Consider the following 17,503-nt stretch of genomic DNA (forward strand, 5'->3'; position numbering starts at 1 on the left):
CGGTTCAGCGGCGCACGCGGCGGGCGAGCGCGCTCTTGGCGCTGGCCACGCCCTTGATGATCGCCTGTTCGGCGGGGTGCATCCGGTCGAGCAGCAGCGCCGCGTTGTACGCCGCCTCGTCCGGGCCGACCGTGGGGATCGCCTCCCACATCTCCATCGCCGCGACCAGCCCTGCCAGCACCGCGTAGTGGGCGTCGGCCGGCGGCTGGCGGCGGCCCGGCGGATCACGCAGCACGCCCAGCATCAGCGAGCGCGGCCGGGCGGCGACGAACGGGTTGACCGCCACCAGGCGGCTCTGCCTGCCGAGCACCCCGCGCTGGATCTCCTCGATCACCGCCTGCTTCTTGAGCCGCTCGGCGATCAGCAGGTACAGGTCCTCGCGCAGGTAGTCGATCCATGATGCGGCGTGGTGCGTGACGGGTTCCTGCGCGGCGACCTTGCCGAGCACCTGGTCGAGGACCGGGTCGCCGGTGAAGGTGGGGGTGGTGCGCACGATCACCGCGCCCTCGTCCAGGGCGATGGCGCGCTGCCAGCCGAGCTCGATCAGCACGGCGGCGGCCAGCCCGAGACCGAACACCTCGTCGCCCGCGTGCCGTTTGCCGGTGTATTCGTGGTGGCCGATGAGAAAGAGTTCGTCGGCCACGGCGAACCTGTCCGAGACGGAGAAAGTCGACATGGGGGTCCTAGATGATCACTGCTCGGCGGGGGGTCGTTTCCGCATGCCGCGACGCATGCTCTCGTCTGTGCAAATTGGAAAGGTTAGTGGACTTCGCCGATCCGTTCAACAGGGGATCCATCGATGGTGACGGACTTCATTAACAATGCATTGCATGCATTGATCCATGTACCTGCACGCATTACTATGCACCGACCGTTCACCCCGAAACAGGACTAGAGGAACCATGACCACCTCTGAACAGACACGGGGAGCCGCGATCCCCTCGGGCGCCTCAGGCCCCCTGCCGCCGATGCTGGCCCCCGCCGACCTCGGCCTCGCCCGCCGCCGCCTGAGCACCAGCTCACTGGTCTTCTTCACCGTCTCAGCCAGCGCCCCGATGACCGTCCTCGCCGGCGGCGTCGTCGCGACGTTCGCCGTCACCGGCTCGATCGGTGTGCCGCTGGCGTTCCCGATCGTCGCCGCCGCGCTCGCGCTGTTCGCCGTCGGCTACGCCGCGATGAGCCGCCACGTCGTCAACGCGGGCGTGTTCTACGCCTACGTGTCACAGGGACTCGGTGGGGCGCTGGGGGTCGGCGCCTCGTTCGTGGCCCTGCTGGCATACAACGCCATCCAGATCGGCCTCTACGGCCTGTTCGGCGCGGCACTCGGCGGGTTCGTCGAGGCCAACGGCGGCCCGGCACTCGCCTGGTGGGTATGGGCACTGGCCGCGCTCGCCCTGGTCGCGATCCTGGGCCTGCTGCGCGTCGACCTCAACGCCAAGGTCCTCGCCGTGCTGCTCATCGCCGAGGTCGCCGCCGTCGTCCTGTTCGACTTCGGCGCGCTCACCAACCCCGCCGGCGGCGCGATCACCTTCGACGGCCTCGACCCGGGCAACCTGTTCGGCCCTGCCATCGGCGGCGTGCTCGCGTTCACGGTCGCCGCGTTCGCGGGCTTCGAAAGCGCCGGCGACTACGCCGAGGAGGCCAAGGACCCCCGCCGCACGGTGGCCCGGGCCCTGTACGTCGCCATCGCCATCACCGGTGTGCTGTACGCGCTGTCGGCGTGGGCGCTGACCGTCGGCGCCGGCCCCGACAACGTCGTCGCCCAGGCCCAGGACCCCGCCGCGGGGCTGCCGTTCTCGCTGATGGCCGCACACTTCGGCGACACCGTCGCCAACATCGCGAACCTGCTCCTGCTCACCAGCGTGTTCGCCGCGCTGCTGTCGTTCCACAACACCGTCGCCCGGTACCTGTTCGCCGCCGGACGTGAGAAGGTGCTGCCCGCCGCGCTGGCCCGCACCGGCCGGCGCACCTCCGCGCCGTTCGTGGGATCGCTGCTGCAGACGATCCTGGCCGTGATCGTCGTGGCCGTGTTCGCCGCGCTCGGCCGCGACCCGGTGATCGAGCTGTTCACCTGGCTGTCCTACGTCTCCGCCGTCGGCCTGCTCGTGCTGATGGTCGGCACGTCCGTCGCCGTGCTGGCCTACCTGAACCGGCACTCCGGCGCCGAGACGCTCTGGCAGCGCACCATCGCCCCGGTGCTGGCCACCCTCGCCCTCGGCGCGATCACCGTCATGACGATCGTGAACTCCGACGCGATGCTGGGCGCCGAGGCCGACTCGCCGCTGCGCTACATCCTGCCGGGCCTGGTCGGCGTCGCCATCGTGCTCGGCGCCGCCTGGGGCCTGGTGCTGCGCTCGACGAAGCCCGCCGTGTACGAGCGGATCGGCAAGGGCGGCCCCGCGGAATGAACCGCCCCCACGGGGGCACAGATGTGAAAGGTGGGGCGGACGCCGAAGCGTCCGCCCCACCTTTTGCCCTGCTCAGGAGCAGCAGCTACTGTCCCCCTCGGCCGCGGGCGAGGCGCAGTGCGACGCCGTCGACGCGGGCACGTCCAGGGTCGGGTTGCGGTCGAAGAAACCGACCGGCTTGAGCGTGAACCCGGCCCGGTCCACCGGCATCACCGGCCAGTCCTCGGTACGCAGGAAGTGCGTCAACCCGAACGTGTGCCACAGCACGATGTCGGCGCCCTGCAGGTCACGGTCCTGCGCCGTCCACGCGGGCAGCCCCGCCCCGCCGACGTGCTGGTTCGGCAGGTCACCCGACGGGTAGCGCTCGGCCGGGTCGTACTGCGTCACCCACAGGTGGTGCGTCGCGAATGCGGCCCGCTGCGAGATCGACGCCGCCGGGTCCGCGGCCAGCACCGGCTGGCCCTGCGGGTACAGGGCGTAGCCGACCGGCCCGCCAACCCGGTTGTGCTTGGTCGGGTTCACCACGTGCCACGCCCGGGCGCTGGCGGGCTCGGCCATCCTCGCTCCCTGCGACTCCCGCTCCACCGGCGTCACGCGCTTGGTGAACGCGTTGCCGTACGGGTTGTCCGGGCCGATCGGCAGCCGCTGCAACTGCACCTCGTTGACCGAGTTGACGACACCGTCGACGGTCATGTCCAGCCGCGCACACCACAGGTGCTGGTGGTACGGCCCGCCCAGCCCCGGCGCGACCTCGTCGGCCCACGGGCTGCCCGCCACGTACGCCGACGTGAACATCACGCCCGTCGCCTTGCACTCCAGCTCGATGGCGCCGTCCAGGTACAGGTACCAGTAGAAGCCGTAGTCGTAGTTGCCGACCGTCACGAACGACGAGATCACCAGCCGCCGCTGCCGGCGGGTCTCCGACGAGCCGGTGAACAGATCGGTGTGCTTCCACAGCACCCCGAAGTCCTCCTCGTGCATGCAGATCGCGTTCGGCCGCGTCTGCGGCTCCCCCAGGTCGTCGGCGATCACCGCGTCGAAGTAGTGGATCTCGCCGAGGCAGTCGCAGCCCAGCTGCAGGGCGTTGACCTGCGCGCCGAGGCTGTACTCGCCCGCGTCGAAGTAGTTCTGCCACCACCGCGCCGGCGACGGGTCGGCGTACGGCACCACCATCTCGGCGATGCTCGCCCGGTAGACCACGTCACGGCCGTGCAGCGACAACTGGTGCAGGGTCAGGCCCTCGCGGGCGTCGAACCCGATCCGGAACCGCCACCCCTCCCAGCTGACCACGTCGTCGTCGACGGTGAAGCTCGGCCCTTCCGGCTGGGTGATCTCGATCGGCTTCAGCGTGGTGCGCAACGGGCCGACATACTCCGGGTCGTCGTGGTTGTGCTCCTCCGACGGCACCGGCAGCAGCACGTCGTCGATCAGCTCGATGACACGCCGCTGCGTCAGGTCGACGTAGGCCACCAGGCCGTCGACCGGATGTGCCCACGGGTGATCGGTCTCGCGGTGGCGTACGAACGACAGCACCCGCACCATCCGCCGACCCTGCTCGTCCGGCTTGGTCGCCGCACCCGCCGACAGCGGGCACGGGCACACCAGATCCAGGTCGGTGATGCCACGCCGCGCCATCGCCGCCTGCCAGCCCGCATCCGCCTTGACGATCTCGTCGGCGGCGATGTACTCCTCCAGCATGATCGCCGGCTGCCCGTCCACGAGCGGATCCAGCTGCCGCTGCCGGTCCACCTCACCCTTGGTCAGCGACACCACCGTGTCGGTGGCCACCCCGGTCGCGACGTCCAACAGGATCGCCCGGGCCCGCCGCGGCACCAGCGCACCGCCGGTGTCGAGCACGTCGCCCTTGGCCGGCTCCTCCAGACCCACATACGTGAACCTGGTGCTCTCGGCAACCAGGCCCGCGGCGCTCAACACGGCACGGACCTGCCGGATCTCCTCGGCACCGAGCCGGGCCAGCGGGTGGACACCGGCCGGGTCAGGCCGCTGCGAACCTATCTGGTGCAACGCTGAAGAACTCATCAGAACACGCCTCTTTCATCGACAATCTCGCACACGCGAACATCCTGATCGCAGTAAAGTCCAATGTCGAGCCCGGACATCACACGACGGTGATCAATGCCGGGCGACGGCGCCGGCGAGCGAGCGGAGTCACGGCAGTGTTCGAGTTCCAGCCCACCCTGACCGGCGAACTCGTCCACGTCCGGCCCCTGCGGGCGGCAGACTTCGTCGACCTGTACGCGGTGGCCGCCGATCCGCTGCTGTGGGCACAGCATCCTCAGCAGGACCGTCACCAGCAGGACGTCTTCCGGCGGTTCTTCCTCGACGCGCTGTCCTCCGGCGGCGCGCTCGCGGTCGTCGACGCTGTTGACCGCCGCGTCATCGGAACGTCCCGCTACCACGGCCACGACCCGCAGCGCCGCGAGATCGAGATCGGCTGGACCTTCCTCGCCCGGTCCCACTGGGGCGGCGCCTACAACGGCGAACTCAAGCGCCTGATGCTTCGCCACGCCTTCCGGTTCGTCGACACCGTCGTCTTCCTCATCGGGCCGACGAACCTGCGCTCGCAGCGGGCGGTGGAGAAGATCGGCGGGGTGCGCGCGGGGACGAGACCGGACGCGAGCGGCTCACCCAGCGTGGTCTACCGGATCGCGTCCCACGACCGGCCCGAGGCCGCGCCGTGAGCTCCCCCACTCCGGCACCGACGACGTGAACACAATCAGGCGACCAGCGCGTAGACACCCGCACCATGGCCGCACGAGCACGGACATCGCGGGCCAGTCAATGTGCCCGGGTCACGTCGGGCAGGCACCCGCGAGCACTCAGAAGGGAGCCGGACCGTTTCGCAGGTTCAGGCGGTCGTAGATCGCGCGCAGCCACGGCAGCCGGACCTCGGGCAGCCGGGCCAGCGTGAACAGGAACAGACTCCGGTCCAGGTGGAAGGTCCGTGCCGTCGGCAGCGGCGCGGGCGGGTAGTCGCGATGGATCTCGTCACGCAGCGAGCCACCTCCCTGGACGATCCTGCGGTCGCGGTCGCGGTGAAAGGCCAGAAACGCCCACGTGTCCCAGGCGAGCGGCACGGCAGTGACCGCCCCGACCTGCGGCCAGTGCTCGCCGGTCTGCGGATGCTGCGGCACCAGCGCGATGTCAGCCGACACCGCGGGCAGGCCCGGTCCGGCCAGGGCCAGCGCCCGGGCCGCCGGTCCCGGTGGCAGCAGCACGTCGAGCGCTCCACGGAATGCGTCGGCGACCGGGCCGTCCGGAACGATCACCGGGGCCCCGCCGGATGCGGCCAGCAGCTGGGCCAGCGCGACCGCGGCGGCGGCCTCCCACCGCGAGTCCCAGCGGCCGTCCGGCTGAACCGGAGGCGTTCCGGGCCTGCAGCGCCGTAGCGTCTCCCAGCCGAGCGGCGGGTCGGTCGCCGGTTCGCCGGGGACGCTGCGGACCACCCGTGGGTCCAGCCACACGGCCTGCCAGCACTCGCAGTCGTCGACGTAGGTCGCCACCGCAGTGCCGCACTGTGCACAGGCCACGTTGGGTCCGGCCCCGCCGTTCAGCCCTAAGCAGCCGACCAGGCGGTCCGGTATGAAGACGGTCCCACGGACGTCGCCGGACGCGACCGCGACGGCACCCGCCGGCCCGTACGGCACGGAATACACCGGTGCGTACACACCCCGCGCGGCTGCCTCGACCTCACCGACCTCGGCCCAGGGGTGGAACGGCGGCCCGTAGGCGTAGGGGCGCACCGCGTAGGTTCCGGGCTCCATCAGCACGCCGAGCAGTTCGTGACCGGAATGCGGGTTGACGTGGGCGTCGGCGTGGGCGGGAAGCGGAACGCGCGCCACCGGCACCGTGAGCGTGGCACCACAGCACGCACATGCGAACACCGTCATGCCGACACCCCCGTACCTCACCCGGCCACCGCAGGGACTGCCGTGTCCGGGCCCTCGCCCAGATGTTCATCATGTCCAGCGGGTCAACCCGAATTCGAGGGCCCAGTGGACGGATGTCATTCCGCGGCCAGGATGCGTGCCAAGGTCCGCCGGCCCATCAGGCTCATGGCCGGGTTGCTGTCGACGTAGTACCAGGCCGCGCCGATCGCCTGCTGGAATGCCCAGGCCCTGCCGCGCTCCCAGGTCGCGTCGTCGCAGCCGAGTTCCTCGCGCAGCACTTCGCGTGGCCCGGCTTCGAGCAGGTGCCACCCGCTCACCAGGTCCAGCGCCGGGTCGGCCGGCTTGAGACCTCCGACGTCGAGCACCCCGGCCAGACGCCCGCCGGAGACGAGCACGTTGCCGGGGATGAGGTCGCTGTGGTTCATCACGTCCGGGGTGTCGCCGCGTGGCAGGTCACGCAGCCGCGCCCACAGCCGCCGCAGCCGCGGCACGTCGAACAGCTGCTCGCTGTGCCCGAAGCAGGTCTGCACCCAGTCGTCGTGTCTGTGCAGGTCACCGCCGCGCCCGCCGCCTGTGAAGCGCCGGCCGCCGGTACCGATGGCGCGTACGTCGGTGATGAAGCAGGCGAGGTCGCGGGCGAACGCCACGGAGTCGCCCGGATCTTCGTCGGTCGCGATGGCGCCTGGCACCCACGTCTGCACCGACCACGGCATCGGGTATCCCGGTCCGGGCCCGCCGAGCGCGACCGGCTCGGGCGTCGGGAACCGGGTGCGCGACGCCAGCTCGCGACCCGCCGCGGCTTCGGCCTCCAGCTCGCTGCGAGTCGACGCGATGTCGCCGGGCTGCAGCGGGAAGCGGGCGGTGAGTCCGTCGCCGATCCGGAAGATGGCGTTGACCGTGCCCTGCGAGCGCAGCTCGGTGACCGGCAGGGTCTGCCACTGCGGGAACTGCTCGGCGATCAGCGCGCCGACCGTCGCCGCTGTCACGGTGAGCTGGTTGGCATGCATCTGCACTCAGGAAGCATCGCCCAACCGGTCCCGCGCGGCAAACGCTTTCACGGCCACCGGAACCGGGCCACCGCATCCGGGACAGTCGCTGAGGGAGCTGTTCGCCTCGGAATGGTGTACCGCTGTCTGCCGACCCGCTTCTGACATCACCGCGGGATTCCTGCGCCACGCGTCGTGCCCGTCCCGGATGATCGGAGGCCGACCTGACTGGCGTTCCTGTGGCACCCTCAGCGAGGTGTTGACTCACCAGGTGACCCACCTGCTGAAACAGGCGAACTGCCCGAATCCGGCCGAGCGGCGGGCCGCCGTCACGGGACTCGGCACCATCGCCAGCCGCCCGTTTCTCACACCCGAACAGGCTGAAGACATCGCCGCCGCCGTCATCGCCGCCGCAAACGACACCGACCCGACGGTGCGGGCGCGGGCGGTTCGCGGACTCGGCCGCCTACCGGCCGCCCGCGTGACCGCGACGCTGACAATGCTCGTCAGCGACGACCACCACGCGACCCGCGAGGCGGCCGTCCGCACACTCGTCCGGCTCGATCCCACGGCAGCCGCCCCGGCCCTGGTGTCTGCCGCCGCTCATCAGGACTATTCGGTCCGGGTCGCTGCGCTGACCGGGCTGCGGTGGCTGCCCACGCTCGATGAGACGGTTTGGGTGGTCCTCATCGCGGCTCTGTCAGACGAGCACCCGGGGATCCAGGGAACCGCGATGACCGGCCTGTTGTCGCTGGCCGCCCGCAGCGCGCAGATGTCACCCGCTGTCATCCGGCTGGCCCGTGACGGCCTCGGTTCAAGCAGCCCGCCACGGCGGGAGATATCCCTGGAACTGCTGCACCGGCTCGGCGTGCCCGGCCACCGCGACCGGTGCCTCGCCGCCCTCACCGATGTGCATCCACGGGTGCGGCAACGTGCGGCCCGCAGCCTGGAGAACGCCCGCGACCAGGACGGAACGTAAACCCGCGGCATACACACCGCTGTCTCAGCCCAGGGAATCGGCGTCCGGGCCCTCGCCCCAGATGTGCATGGCGGTCCAGCGGGTCAGGCCGTAGACGAGGGTCCAGCCGACGGGTGTGAGGTAGAGCGCCACGATGACGTACGCGGCGATGGTGCCGGCCTGGATCCGGTCCCGCAGGGACTGCTCGCCTTCGCCTTTCAGCGCCTGCCGCCCGCGCCAGGCCAGCAGTGCCGCGAGCAGCGGCGCGAGCCACGCGACCACCATCGCGAGCAGGGTGAGCACGCCGAACGGGTTCGCGATCGAGCCTCGTATCGAGGTTCCCTCGGGCAGGGGCGCGTACACCATGTCGTAGACGCTGTTGCTGTTGCCGCCGTGGACGCCGCCGAGCAGGTCGAACAGGAAGAGGAACACGGCCAGCCCGAAGGCCCACACCAGGGTCAGCTGCGCGCGCCAGAGTCGGTCGGTCATCAGTCGAGGATCCAGTTCAGCAGCAGGCGGCCGGGCGGCGTCAGGGTGAAGGCGATGAACACGACGGTGATCCCGCCTGCGATGTACATCCACCGCCGCAGCCGCTCGGACATCTGGCGGCGTCGTCGGGCCAGCGAGGTGAACGACATCAGCAGCGACAGCACCGCGAGCGGCGGACCGATCATCGCGATGAGGATGGCGGGCACGGCCAGCCACAGCAGCGGACCCGGGAGCACATCGCCGGGCGCCTGGCAGCCGGTCAGCTCCGAGCAGTGCGTGGTGCCGTGGAACGTGAACAGGATCAGGTACGGGACTGCCGCGCCGAGGGTGTAGAGCGTGACGCTCGCGAGCTGCGCGGCGATGAGCAGCCGTGCGGCGAGGAAGCGGGGCGGGGGCTCTGACACGTTCGGAGCATACGATCCGTGGATCTTCGGCGCCAGGTCCATGTCGTCAGCCGTGTGCTTGCAGGGCGACCGCGGCGACGGCGGAGTCGACGGCGGAGAGCAGGTCCCGGTAGGCGGGGATCAGGCGGCCGGGCAGTTCGGCCAGGCGCTGGCGGACGGCCGAAGGTGACTGGGTGGGGGCGACGATTTTCAGGTCGACGGCGTTGGCGATGCACGCCAGCAGCGCCGACTGCGGGTCGAAGTCGGCGGGGCGGCCGATCAGGAAACCGAGCCGCACCACGGAGCGGGTGGCCTCGTTGGGGTCGGTCGCGGGGAAGCGGACCTGTACCCGGCCGGTGAAGCTGCGGCTGGTCTCGCGTGTGACGACTCCGTGGCCGACGAGGCGGTAGGCGACGAGTTCCTTGATGTCGCCGCGCAGGTGCTCGACCCACTGGTGCACCCGGTGACCGGGGCCGACCTGCTGCAGTAGTGCCACGATCTGGTCGACGACCGGGTCGCCGTTCTGTTTGGCGGTCCAGCCGGTGACGCGGCCGCCGTCGACGGTGAGCGTCTCGGCGATGAGCAGTTCGCCGAGTGCGGCCGCGGCCAGCCCGACCGAAAGCACGTCGTGGTTGAGCTTCGGCTTGCCGCTGTATTCGTCGTGCCCCATCACGAACAGCTCGTCCGCGAGCGCCAGCTCTGGCATCGATTCCCCCCAATGGACCCCGGAAACGCGTCGTGGCCGGAGCACCGCTCCGGCCACAACGCCTGATCTGATCCTGTCGTTACCGGTACGCCGCGCCCAGCGCCTTGAGCCGGTTGTGCACCCCGTCGTACGCGCCGGCGCGTCCCAGGTACGCCTTGGCCACCTTGGCGACCATGGTGTAGTTGGTGTCGCAGACGTTGCCGACGGGCGCCTCACCGGCCTGGCTGACCAGTTGCAGCGAGTCGAGCAGGTCGAGCCCGGTCAGCTCGGACACCCAGGTCACCAGGTCGTGCTGGCTGATCCGGAACGCGTCCTCCAGCGGCCGGGCCGAGCCGGTCGCCATCAGGTGCGTGTCGGACTCCAGCCGCGGCCACGGCGTGCCGACGCCCTTGACCAGGTCGACGACGAGGACGGTCTCCATCGCGGCCTCGACCGCGACGCCGGACACCTCGCCCTGGCCCTGGCGGGCGTGGCCGTCACCGACGGCGAACAGGGCGCCCTCGACGTTGACGCCGAAGTACGCGGTCACGCCGGCCCGCAGTTCCGGGGTGTCCATGTTGCCGCCGTGCGCGTCGGGCGTGATCGTCATCCGGGACTCGAACGCGCCCGGTGCGACGCCGACCGTCCCGTGCATCGGGTCCAGCGGCAGGTCCACCGTGAAGTCCGAGTTGCGGGCCGAGTAGCGGGCGACGCCCGCGGCGAGGTCGATGTCGTACACCCAGACCCGCTCTTCCAGCGGCGGCTGCAGCGTCGCCGTGTGCGACGTCGACGTCAGCGCCCCGAAGTGCGGGAAGGTGCTCGACACGGCCCAGTCGCGGGCCGGGGTGATCGACACGAAGTGCAGCGCCAGGGTGTCGCCCGGCTCGGCGCCCTCCACGAAGAAGGGGCCGGTGACCGGGTTGAGGTACGGGAACCGGCAGACCTGCGAGGGCAGGTCGCCGAATCCCCGCACCACGCCGCCGAAGCAGTCCTCGGTGCGGATCTTGAGCACGTCCCCGGGGCGGACCTTCGCCACGGGCGGGTTGGGCCCGAAGGTGTAGGCCAGCTGCTCCGGCGTCGGGTTGAACTCGATGTACTCGCTCACGCGGCGTCCACGCCGCCTTCGGTGCCGCCGACGCCGGACAGCTTCGGGCGGCGGCCCATCGCGAACAGCACGCCGAGCACGACCAGGCCGAGGCCGATCCAGATGAAGCCGGTGATCTGGGTGTAGAGCTTCATGTTGATGAGCACCGCCACCAGCAGGCCCGCGCCTACCACCGGCACGACCAGGTGCAGCAGCCAGTTGCGGCTGCCGTTGCGCACCACGTAGTGCCAGATGACCGCGGCGTGCAGCAGCAGCCAGGCCACCATCGCGCCGAAGTTCACCATCGTGGCGATGAGCGTGATGGTGTCCTCGCCCTTCTCGGTGAGGTAGTACAGCGCGGTGCCGCTGATGGCCAGCGAGACACCGGCGGTGAACAGGACCGCGTTGACCGGCGACGCGTGCTTGCTGGACACCTTGGCCAGGAACTTGGGCAGCTGCTTGTCGCGGGCCATCGCGAACAGCAGGCGCGACAGCGCGGTCTGGGCGACCATCGAGTCGGGCAGGCCCCACGCGATCGCGGTGGCGACCAGGCACAGCGTGGCCAGCCACGGGGCGCCCGCGGCGACCTCGGCAGCGGCGTAGAAGGCGTTGCCGATGGTCGCGGCGTCGCCGTTGATCAGGCCGGCCGGGTCCGTGACGAACAGCGACGCCACCCAGGTCTGGGCGATGAAGATCAGACCGGCGAGCAGCAGCACGACGGCCATGGCGCGGCCGACCTGGCGGGCGCCGCCCTTGCTCTCCTCGGCCAGCATCGAGATGCCGTCGAAGCCCAGGAAGCTGAGCGCGGCGACCGACACCGAACCGAGCACGATGCCGAAGCTGAAGTTGTCGGAGTTGAAGAAGGCGGTGGTCCAGTCGCCGTTGCCGCGGCCGTCGGCCATGCCGATGATGCCCATGACCAGGAAGATGCCGAGGACGATGAGTTCACCGGCGATCATGATGTTGATGGCCATCGCGGTGAGCCGGATCCCGAAGTAGTTGATCACGGCGTTGATGGCGACGAAGCCGACCAGCCAGATCCACGCCGACACCGACGGCACCGCCGCCTCGATGGTGACCGAGGCGACCAGGTAGAGCAGGCCCGGGACCAGGAAGTAGTCGAGCATGATGGCCCAGCCGGCGATGAAGCCGACCGGTGCGGCGATGCCGCGGCCCGCATAGTTGTAGACGGAACCGGCGATCGGGAACGCCTTGATCATCTGCGCGTACGACGAGGCGGTGAACAGCATGACGATCAGGCCGGCGATGTAGGCCAGCGCCACCATGCCCTGCGAGGCCGCGTACACCGAACCGAAGATCGCGAACGGCGCGATCGGCACCATGTAGATGAGACCGTAGAACAGCAAATCGGTGAAGGTGAGCGAGCGGCGCAGCTGCGGGGTGTACCCGAATGTGCTGAGCTCGGGGTCACCGGCCGGCGTGGCCGCGTCCCCCGTGGCCGCCGTGGCAGGCGTTAGCACGGACATAACCGGAGCCTCCAGTAGTTGTCTGATGTTCGACGTAGAGTGGCGCGACGTTCACGCCAACGTCTCATTTGCGAGCACTACCGTTGCGCCGCATAGATGTCCGATCCGGACAAGTACTCACACCGGCTAGTTGTCCGGGCCATCCAATGCGGCCAGCGCATCCCGGACGAACGGATGAGTCGCCGACAGGTTCGTGTCCGCCAGCACCATCGACAGCAGTCGCCGCGCATCGTCGACCGAGGCGTCCCCGGCCTCCTTGCGCCGGCGGCGCCGCCCGTCGCTGGCCTGCTGCTCGGCCCGCACCGCCGGATACATGCCCGACAGCAGGCCGCCCGTCTGCAGCACCTCGTCGCAGCGGCGCGCCAGGTCCTCGGTCGGCCAGCGCTCACCCGACTCGACCTTGGCGATCATCGCCTCGCTGTGCGGCATCCGCTGCGCCAGCCTGCCCTGCGAATACCCGCGCACGCCACGCCACCAGCGCAGCTGCGCCGCGAAATCCCGCGCCGCCGACGCCTGCGCGCGGCCCGTCAAGGGCTCGGTCATGCCCCGCCTCCGAGGGGTCAGTGTCCACAAAGGACGAACCGTACCGCCCCACCCCCTGCGGCTGAAATCACGAGCCAGTAAACAACACCGAACCGCAGCAGTCCATGCATGAATACCCGTGAACGAACATGACTGGTCAGACCACTTGACCACCTGACCGGTGTCGTCGATGGTGGACGTATGACATTCGCGAAGATCGAACGACGATCACTGCCCGGCGAGGTCTACGACCGCGTGCTCGGCGAACTCGTCGCCGGCTCGCTCGCCCCCGGCCAGGCGCTGCCCAGCGAACGGGCCCTCGCCGAAGCGCTCGGCGTCAGCCGCCCCGCCGTACGCGAGGCGATCGGGCGCATGGCCCACGCCGGCCTGGTCAAGGTCCGCCAGGGCGGCGCCACCACCGTCAGCGACTTCCGCCGCACCGGCGGCCTCGACATCCTCCCCCACCTGCTGCTGCCCGGCGGCGACATCGACCTCACCGTCGCCCGCAGCATCCTCGAAGCACGCCTGGCGATCGGCCCCATCGTCGCCGGGCTGGCCGCCGAACGCCACGGCCACAACAACGCCGCCACCCTGGACGCGGCCGTCGCGGCCATCGAGACCGACACCGACCCCGTCGGCCGCCAGCGCCAGGCACTGGCCTTCTGGGAACACGTCGTCGACGCGGCCGACTCCGTCGCGTTCCGGCTGATGTTCAACAGCCTGCGCGCCGCCTACGAACCTGCCCTCGTAGCCCTGTCGACCGTCATGGCCGACGAGGTCAACCGCGTCGGCGACTACCGCGCCCTGGCCCGCGCCATCACCACCGGCGACGCCGACGATGCCCGCCACCAGGCCCACGAACTGCTCAGCCACGCCACCCAGGCCCTCCTGCACGCCCTCGACCTGCTGGAAGGAGACCGACCATGACCCGAGCCGAAAAAGCCGCCGCCGAGCGAGCCGCCCGCGACCGGCTCGCCGCCGACGAAGCCACCGGACCGGCCCGCACGGCTGTGACCCTGCCACGGACGTTCCGCCGATTCTGGTACCACCCCAGCCCGTGGATGATCCTCGCCGTGCTGGGCTCCGCCGTCGCCTGGCGTACCACCGAAGGCGGCTGGACCCTCGCCGACCTGCGCGCACCGGCACTGCTCGTGGCCGCGTTCCCCGCCCTCGAATGGGTCGTGCACGTGTTCGTCCTGCACTGGCGACCCCACCGGATCGCCGGCCTGACCATCGACTCCGAACTGGCCCGCGACCACCGCCGCCACCACGCCGACCCCCGCGACACCCCACTGGTCTTCATCCCGTGGCGGTCGCTGACCCTCGTCATCGCCGCCTACACCACCGTCGCGCTGCTCGCGTTCCCCCGGCTCGGCGAGGCGCTCACCTTCATCGGCAGCGTCGCCGCCCTCGGCCTGCTCTACGAGTGGACGCACTACCTGATCCACAGCGACTACCGGCCGCGCGGACGGCTCTACCGCGCCGTATGGCGCAACCACCGGCTGCACCACTACAAGAACGAGCACTACTGGTTCACCGTGACCACCGCCGGCACCGCCGACCGGCTGCTGCGCACCTACCCCGACCCGGCGACGGTGCCGACCTCGGCCACGGCCCGCAACCTGCACGCGACGCCCTGACCCGCGGCGCACACACGGACGGGGGCGGTGATCGATGATCACCGCCCCCGTCGCACGACCCGGCCTAACGCGCCTCGCGCCACATCGGGTACATCGGCGGACCGCCGCCGGGCAGGTGGTATGCCTCGCCCAGCAGCGTGAAGCCGTGCCGCAGGTACAGGTCCCGCGACCCCTGCGTCGACGCCTCCAGGTAGGAGGGCACGCCCGCGGCGTCCAGCAACGCCAGCCGCCGTGTCAGCAGCTGCCCGCCCAGCCCTGCGCCCTGCCGTCCCGGCCGGACGGCCAGCAGCGCGAGGTGCCAGTGCGGGCCGGCGTGCGGGTGGTGCTCCGCGAACACCTCGTCCAGCAGCGTGAACCGGTCCAGGTGCGGACCGGCCACCTCCGCCAGCCGCTCGTCGTAGCCGTCGATCCACGGCGCTTCGACCGTGTTGTCGAACCACACCGCGACCGCATCGTCACCGATCACGTCCACGGCGCCGTACGCGAGCGCGTGCTCGGCGAACCAGCCGAACTGGACGCCCATGATGCGCTCCCGCTCGGCCGCGTCGTCCATCAGCCACGCCGAAACGGCCAGCTGCTGGAACGACGCGGCGATGAGCCGGCCCGCGGCCGCGGTGTCGACGGCCGTGGCCGCCTGCGCCGCGTCATTTCCGGTCATGCCGTGACCTTGTCAGCCTCCGCGGCCGGGTTCGCGGCCGTCTTCGTCTGACCGGCCTCGACGCCCCGGCCGATGCCCTGGTAGAGGGCCGGCTTGCCGCTGCGCAGCACCAGCGCGACGATCACGCCGATGACCGCGAGCACCAGGTACAGGCCGGGCAGGATCCAGCGGACCGGGTCCGACTCCTCGAGCATCAGCATGGTGCCGTAGTCGCGCACGGTCTGCTGGGCGGCCCAGATGAGGAACACCGCGGCGATGATCGGGGCGACCAGGCGCGTCCACACGTTCTCGCCGCGCTTGTCCCTGACGAAGTACACCACCACGGCGACGCTGGTCGCCGCGAGCAGCAGCAGGATGCCGAAGCCGCCGGTCATGCCCAGCCAGAAGAACAGGTGCAGGAACGGGTCCCAGCCGGCCAGCGCGTACACCGCGATGAACGCGAAGCCGACGACGCTCTGCAGCAGCGACGCCGCGACCGGGGCGCCCGAGCGGGCACCGGTGCGGGACAGCGGGCGCGGCAGCACGCCCTCACGCGCCAGCGCGAACGTGTACCGGGCGACGGTGTTGTGGTACGACACCATCGCCGCGAAGATGCTGGTCACCAGCAGCACGTTGCCGATGTCGGCGAAGACGGTGCCCAGGTGCTCCCCGGCCAGCGCGAAGATCAGGTCGGCCTGCGCGGCGTGCGCGATCGACTGCTCCACGATGTGGTCCGGGCCGGTGGCGACGGTCAGCGACCACGAGGTGAGCGCGTACACGAACACCATGACCGCGAGGCCGCCGAAGGTGGCCAGCGCGATGGTGCGCCGCGCGTCGCGGGACTCCTCGGAGAACACCGGGCCGGCCTCGAAGCCGGTGAAGCCGGTGACGGTGACGACCAGCACCGCGCCCAGCGCACCGGGCACGAACAGGTTGTCCGGGGCGAACGCGGCGAAGCTGACGCCACCGTCGCCCGGGTTGGCCAGGAACACCAGGTCGTAGATGAGCACGATGAGCAGCTCGGCGCCGAGCAGGATCAGCAGCACCTTGCTGTTGAGCTCGACCCGGGCCATGCCCAGCACGGTGACCAGGGCCCAGCTGACCAGCGCGATGATCCACCAGGCGATGTCGACGCCGAACATCACGTTCAGCAGGCCGTTGGCGGCGGCGCCGAAGATGCCGTAGAGGCCGACCTGCAGCAGGTTGTAGGCCAGCAGCGCGACGAGCGCGGCGCCGACGCCGGCCGGGCGGCCCAGGCCCTGGGAGATGTAGGAGTAGAACGCGCCGGCGTTGCGGATGTGGCGCGACATCGCCACGTAGCCGACGGTGAACAGGCCCAGCGCGGCACCGATGATCAGGATGCCCAGCGGGAAGCCGATGACCTGGACATTGGCCCAGCCGGCGACGATGACGCCGCCGATGACCATGAGGGGGGCGGCCGCGGTCAGCGCGAACGACGCCACGGACGCCGAACCGAGCCGGTCGGCGGCCAGTGCCGACGACAGCGCGGAGCTAGGGGGTGCGGACACGGTGTTGCTCCTTACAGAGGGGTGGGGGGTGTTGGGGGGTGGGGTGGTTCAGGTGAGGGTTCCCACGGCCTTGCTGACAGCCAGCTCGGTCTCGGCGATCAGAATCCGCAGCGGCTCGTCGAGCGCCGCGATGACCAGGGACAGGGCGCGCCCTCGGACGTCGTCCCAGGCGAAGGTGTTGCTCAGGCCGGTGGCGAAGGTCAGCCCGGCGAGGATCCGGTCCTCGACGGACATCTCCTCCTGGCGGCGCAGCCTGCCGATGATCCTGGCAGTGGGCCAGGCTGCGTCGTTGACGGAAACCGGCATGTATCGGCGCTGCACGCCCAGCAGTCGGCGCGTCTCGACCAGTTGGAGCGCCCCCGTGGCGGTCATCCTGACGGCGATGTCGGCCTCGGCGGTGCGCCCGAGGAACGCGAGCCAGTCCCGTACCGGGTGCAGTTGCGGCTCTGCCAGCAACTGCCCGTGTACGCGGGCGACCAGCGCGTCGGCCGGCGGCGGCGCGTTGCGCACCGCCACCCCCTCGACGGCAGGACGCACCAGGTCCAGCATGCACAACTCGGCCAGCAGCGCGGCTGCCAGTCCGAATCCGACGGCTTTGGCGTGCAGCCGGGAGTCGCCGCTGACATCGTCATGCGTCATCAAGTAGAACTCGTCGGCTATCGGCACGAGAACGCACCCTACAGAATGGATCTACCCGCTGTCACCGCCGAGCACTCACTGTTTACCTACGCACATCCGCAGGTAGCGTCCGGTTTGGACCCCACGGAGCAGTTGCTCCGGCAAT

Annotated in this window: 18 protein-coding genes; 5 read left to right on the top strand and 13 right to left on the bottom strand. The window is 70.5% G+C overall.

All coding sequences use genetic code 11. The features are described from left to right. Positions 1-4: 4 nt before the first annotated feature. Positions 5-676, bottom strand: a complete 672-nt coding sequence (locus FLL47_RS00730; RefSeq protein WP_144118430.1) for a GOLPH3/VPS74 family protein — start codon at positions 674-676, stop codon at positions 5-7. 226 nt (positions 677-902) lie between these two features. Here FLL47_RS00730 and FLL47_RS00735 point away from each other — a divergent pair, with 226 nt between their 5' ends. Beyond that, positions 903-2,408, top strand: a complete 1,506-nt coding sequence (locus FLL47_RS00735; protein ID WP_246157411.1) for an APC family permease — start codon at positions 903-905, stop codon at positions 2,406-2,408. 72 nt (positions 2,409-2,480) lie between these two features. On the opposite strand, the gene FLL47_RS00740 is transcribed toward FLL47_RS00735, so the two are convergent. After that, positions 2,481-4,448 carry a primary-amine oxidase gene (locus FLL47_RS00740; RefSeq protein ID WP_144118431.1) on the bottom strand — a complete coding sequence of 656 codons (1,968 nt, stop codon included), beginning with the start codon at positions 4,446-4,448 and terminating at the stop codon, positions 2,481-2,483. A gap of 137 nt (positions 4,449-4,585) precedes the next feature. On the opposite strand from FLL47_RS00740, the gene FLL47_RS00745 reads away from it, so the two are divergent. Continuing rightward, positions 4,586-5,110: a GNAT family N-acetyltransferase gene (locus tag FLL47_RS00745; protein ID WP_144118432.1), complete on the top strand. Its 525-nt coding sequence runs from the start codon at positions 4,586-4,588 to the stop codon at positions 5,108-5,110. A gap of 138 nt (positions 5,111-5,248) precedes the next feature. Here the strand turns inward: FLL47_RS00745 and FLL47_RS00750 are convergent, their stop codons facing one another. Together FLL47_RS00750 and FLL47_RS00755 are read right to left on the bottom strand one after the other, a co-directional pair. Continuing rightward, on the bottom strand, positions 5,249-6,319 hold the full coding sequence (locus FLL47_RS00750) for a hypothetical protein (RefSeq protein ID WP_144118433.1): 1,071 nt from the start codon (positions 6,317-6,319) through the stop codon (positions 5,249-5,251). 116 nt (positions 6,320-6,435) lie between these two features. After that, the gene (locus tag FLL47_RS00755) at positions 6,436-7,326 is read right to left on the bottom strand and encodes a phosphotransferase (protein ID WP_144118665.1); all 891 of its coding nucleotides are present in this window, start codon (positions 7,324-7,326) and stop codon (positions 6,436-6,438) included. Positions 7,327-7,561: 235 nt separating this feature from the next. Between FLL47_RS00755 and FLL47_RS00760 the strand changes: the two genes are divergently transcribed. Next, positions 7,562-8,284 carry a HEAT repeat domain-containing protein gene (locus FLL47_RS00760; protein WP_186315503.1) on the top strand — a complete coding sequence of 241 codons (723 nt, stop codon included), beginning with the start codon at positions 7,562-7,564 and terminating at the stop codon, positions 8,282-8,284. Between the two features lie 24 nt (positions 8,285-8,308). Here FLL47_RS00760 and FLL47_RS00765 read toward each other — a convergent pair whose 3' ends face one another. The 6 genes from FLL47_RS00765 to FLL47_RS00790 form a co-directional block, all read right to left on the bottom strand. Next, entirely contained in the window at positions 8,309-8,752 is a 444-nt protein-coding gene (locus FLL47_RS00765; protein WP_144118435.1) for a hypothetical protein, read from the bottom strand. Continuing rightward, complete coding sequence (locus tag FLL47_RS00770; RefSeq protein WP_144118436.1) at positions 8,752-9,156, bottom strand: hypothetical protein; 405 nt, start codon at positions 9,154-9,156, stop codon at positions 8,752-8,754. Before FLL47_RS00770 ends, FLL47_RS00765 begins: the two co-directional genes overlap by 1 nt. A 46-nt stretch (positions 9,157-9,202) precedes the next feature. Continuing rightward, positions 9,203-9,841, bottom strand: a complete 639-nt coding sequence (locus FLL47_RS00775) for a GOLPH3/VPS74 family protein (RefSeq protein WP_144118437.1) — start codon at positions 9,839-9,841, stop codon at positions 9,203-9,205. 79 nt (positions 9,842-9,920) lie between these two features. Next, the gene (locus tag FLL47_RS00780) at positions 9,921-10,925 is read right to left on the bottom strand and encodes an acetamidase/formamidase family protein (protein WP_144118438.1); all 1,005 of its coding nucleotides are present in this window, start codon (positions 10,923-10,925) and stop codon (positions 9,921-9,923) included. Next, on the bottom strand, positions 10,922-12,385 hold the full coding sequence (locus FLL47_RS00785) for an APC family permease (protein ID WP_425457635.1): 1,464 nt from the start codon (positions 12,383-12,385) through the stop codon (positions 10,922-10,924). The genes FLL47_RS00780 and FLL47_RS00785 overlap by 4 nt, the downstream gene beginning before the upstream one ends. Positions 12,386-12,517: 132 nt before the next feature. Further along, positions 12,518-12,934 (bottom strand): helix-turn-helix domain-containing protein, encoded by a 417-nt coding sequence (locus FLL47_RS00790; protein WP_144118440.1) that lies wholly within the window; start codon positions 12,932-12,934, stop codon positions 12,518-12,520. A gap of 180 nt (positions 12,935-13,114) precedes the next feature. Between FLL47_RS00790 and FLL47_RS00795 the strand changes: the two genes are divergently transcribed. Together FLL47_RS00795 and FLL47_RS00800 are read left to right on the top strand one after the other, a co-directional pair. Next, on the top strand, positions 13,115-13,840 hold the full coding sequence (locus FLL47_RS00795; RefSeq protein ID WP_144118441.1) for a FadR/GntR family transcriptional regulator: 726 nt from the start codon (positions 13,115-13,117) through the stop codon (positions 13,838-13,840). Beyond that, positions 13,837-14,553, top strand: coding sequence for a sterol desaturase family protein (locus FLL47_RS00800; protein WP_144118442.1), 717 nt, complete (start codon positions 13,837-13,839; stop codon positions 14,551-14,553). The genes FLL47_RS00795 and FLL47_RS00800 overlap by 4 nt, the downstream gene beginning before the upstream one ends. 64 nt (positions 14,554-14,617) lie before the next feature. Here the strand turns inward: FLL47_RS00800 and FLL47_RS00805 are convergent, their stop codons facing one another. The 3 genes from FLL47_RS00805 to FLL47_RS00815 all read right to left on the bottom strand — a co-directional run bounded on the left by FLL47_RS00805 (position 14,618) and on the right by FLL47_RS00815 (position 17,385). Next, entirely contained in the window at positions 14,618-15,211 is a 594-nt protein-coding gene (locus FLL47_RS00805; RefSeq protein ID WP_144118443.1) for a GNAT family N-acetyltransferase, read from the bottom strand. Beyond that, positions 15,208-16,653 carry an APC family permease gene (locus tag FLL47_RS00810; protein ID WP_425457636.1) on the bottom strand — a complete coding sequence of 482 codons (1,446 nt, stop codon included), beginning with the start codon at positions 16,651-16,653 and terminating at the stop codon, positions 15,208-15,210. The genes FLL47_RS00805 and FLL47_RS00810 overlap by 4 nt, the downstream gene beginning before the upstream one ends. A 114-nt stretch (positions 16,654-16,767) precedes the next feature. Further along, positions 16,768-17,385, bottom strand: coding sequence for a GOLPH3/VPS74 family protein (locus FLL47_RS00815; protein ID WP_144118445.1), 618 nt, complete (start codon positions 17,383-17,385; stop codon positions 16,768-16,770). Between the last annotated feature and the right edge of the window lie 118 nt (positions 17,386-17,503).

Origin of the sequence: Catellatospora sichuanensis, assembly GCF_007483665.1 — a bacterium.
In the GTDB taxonomy this organism is placed as follows: Bacteria; Actinomycetota; Actinomycetes; order Mycobacteriales; family Micromonosporaceae; genus Catellatospora; species Catellatospora sichuanensis.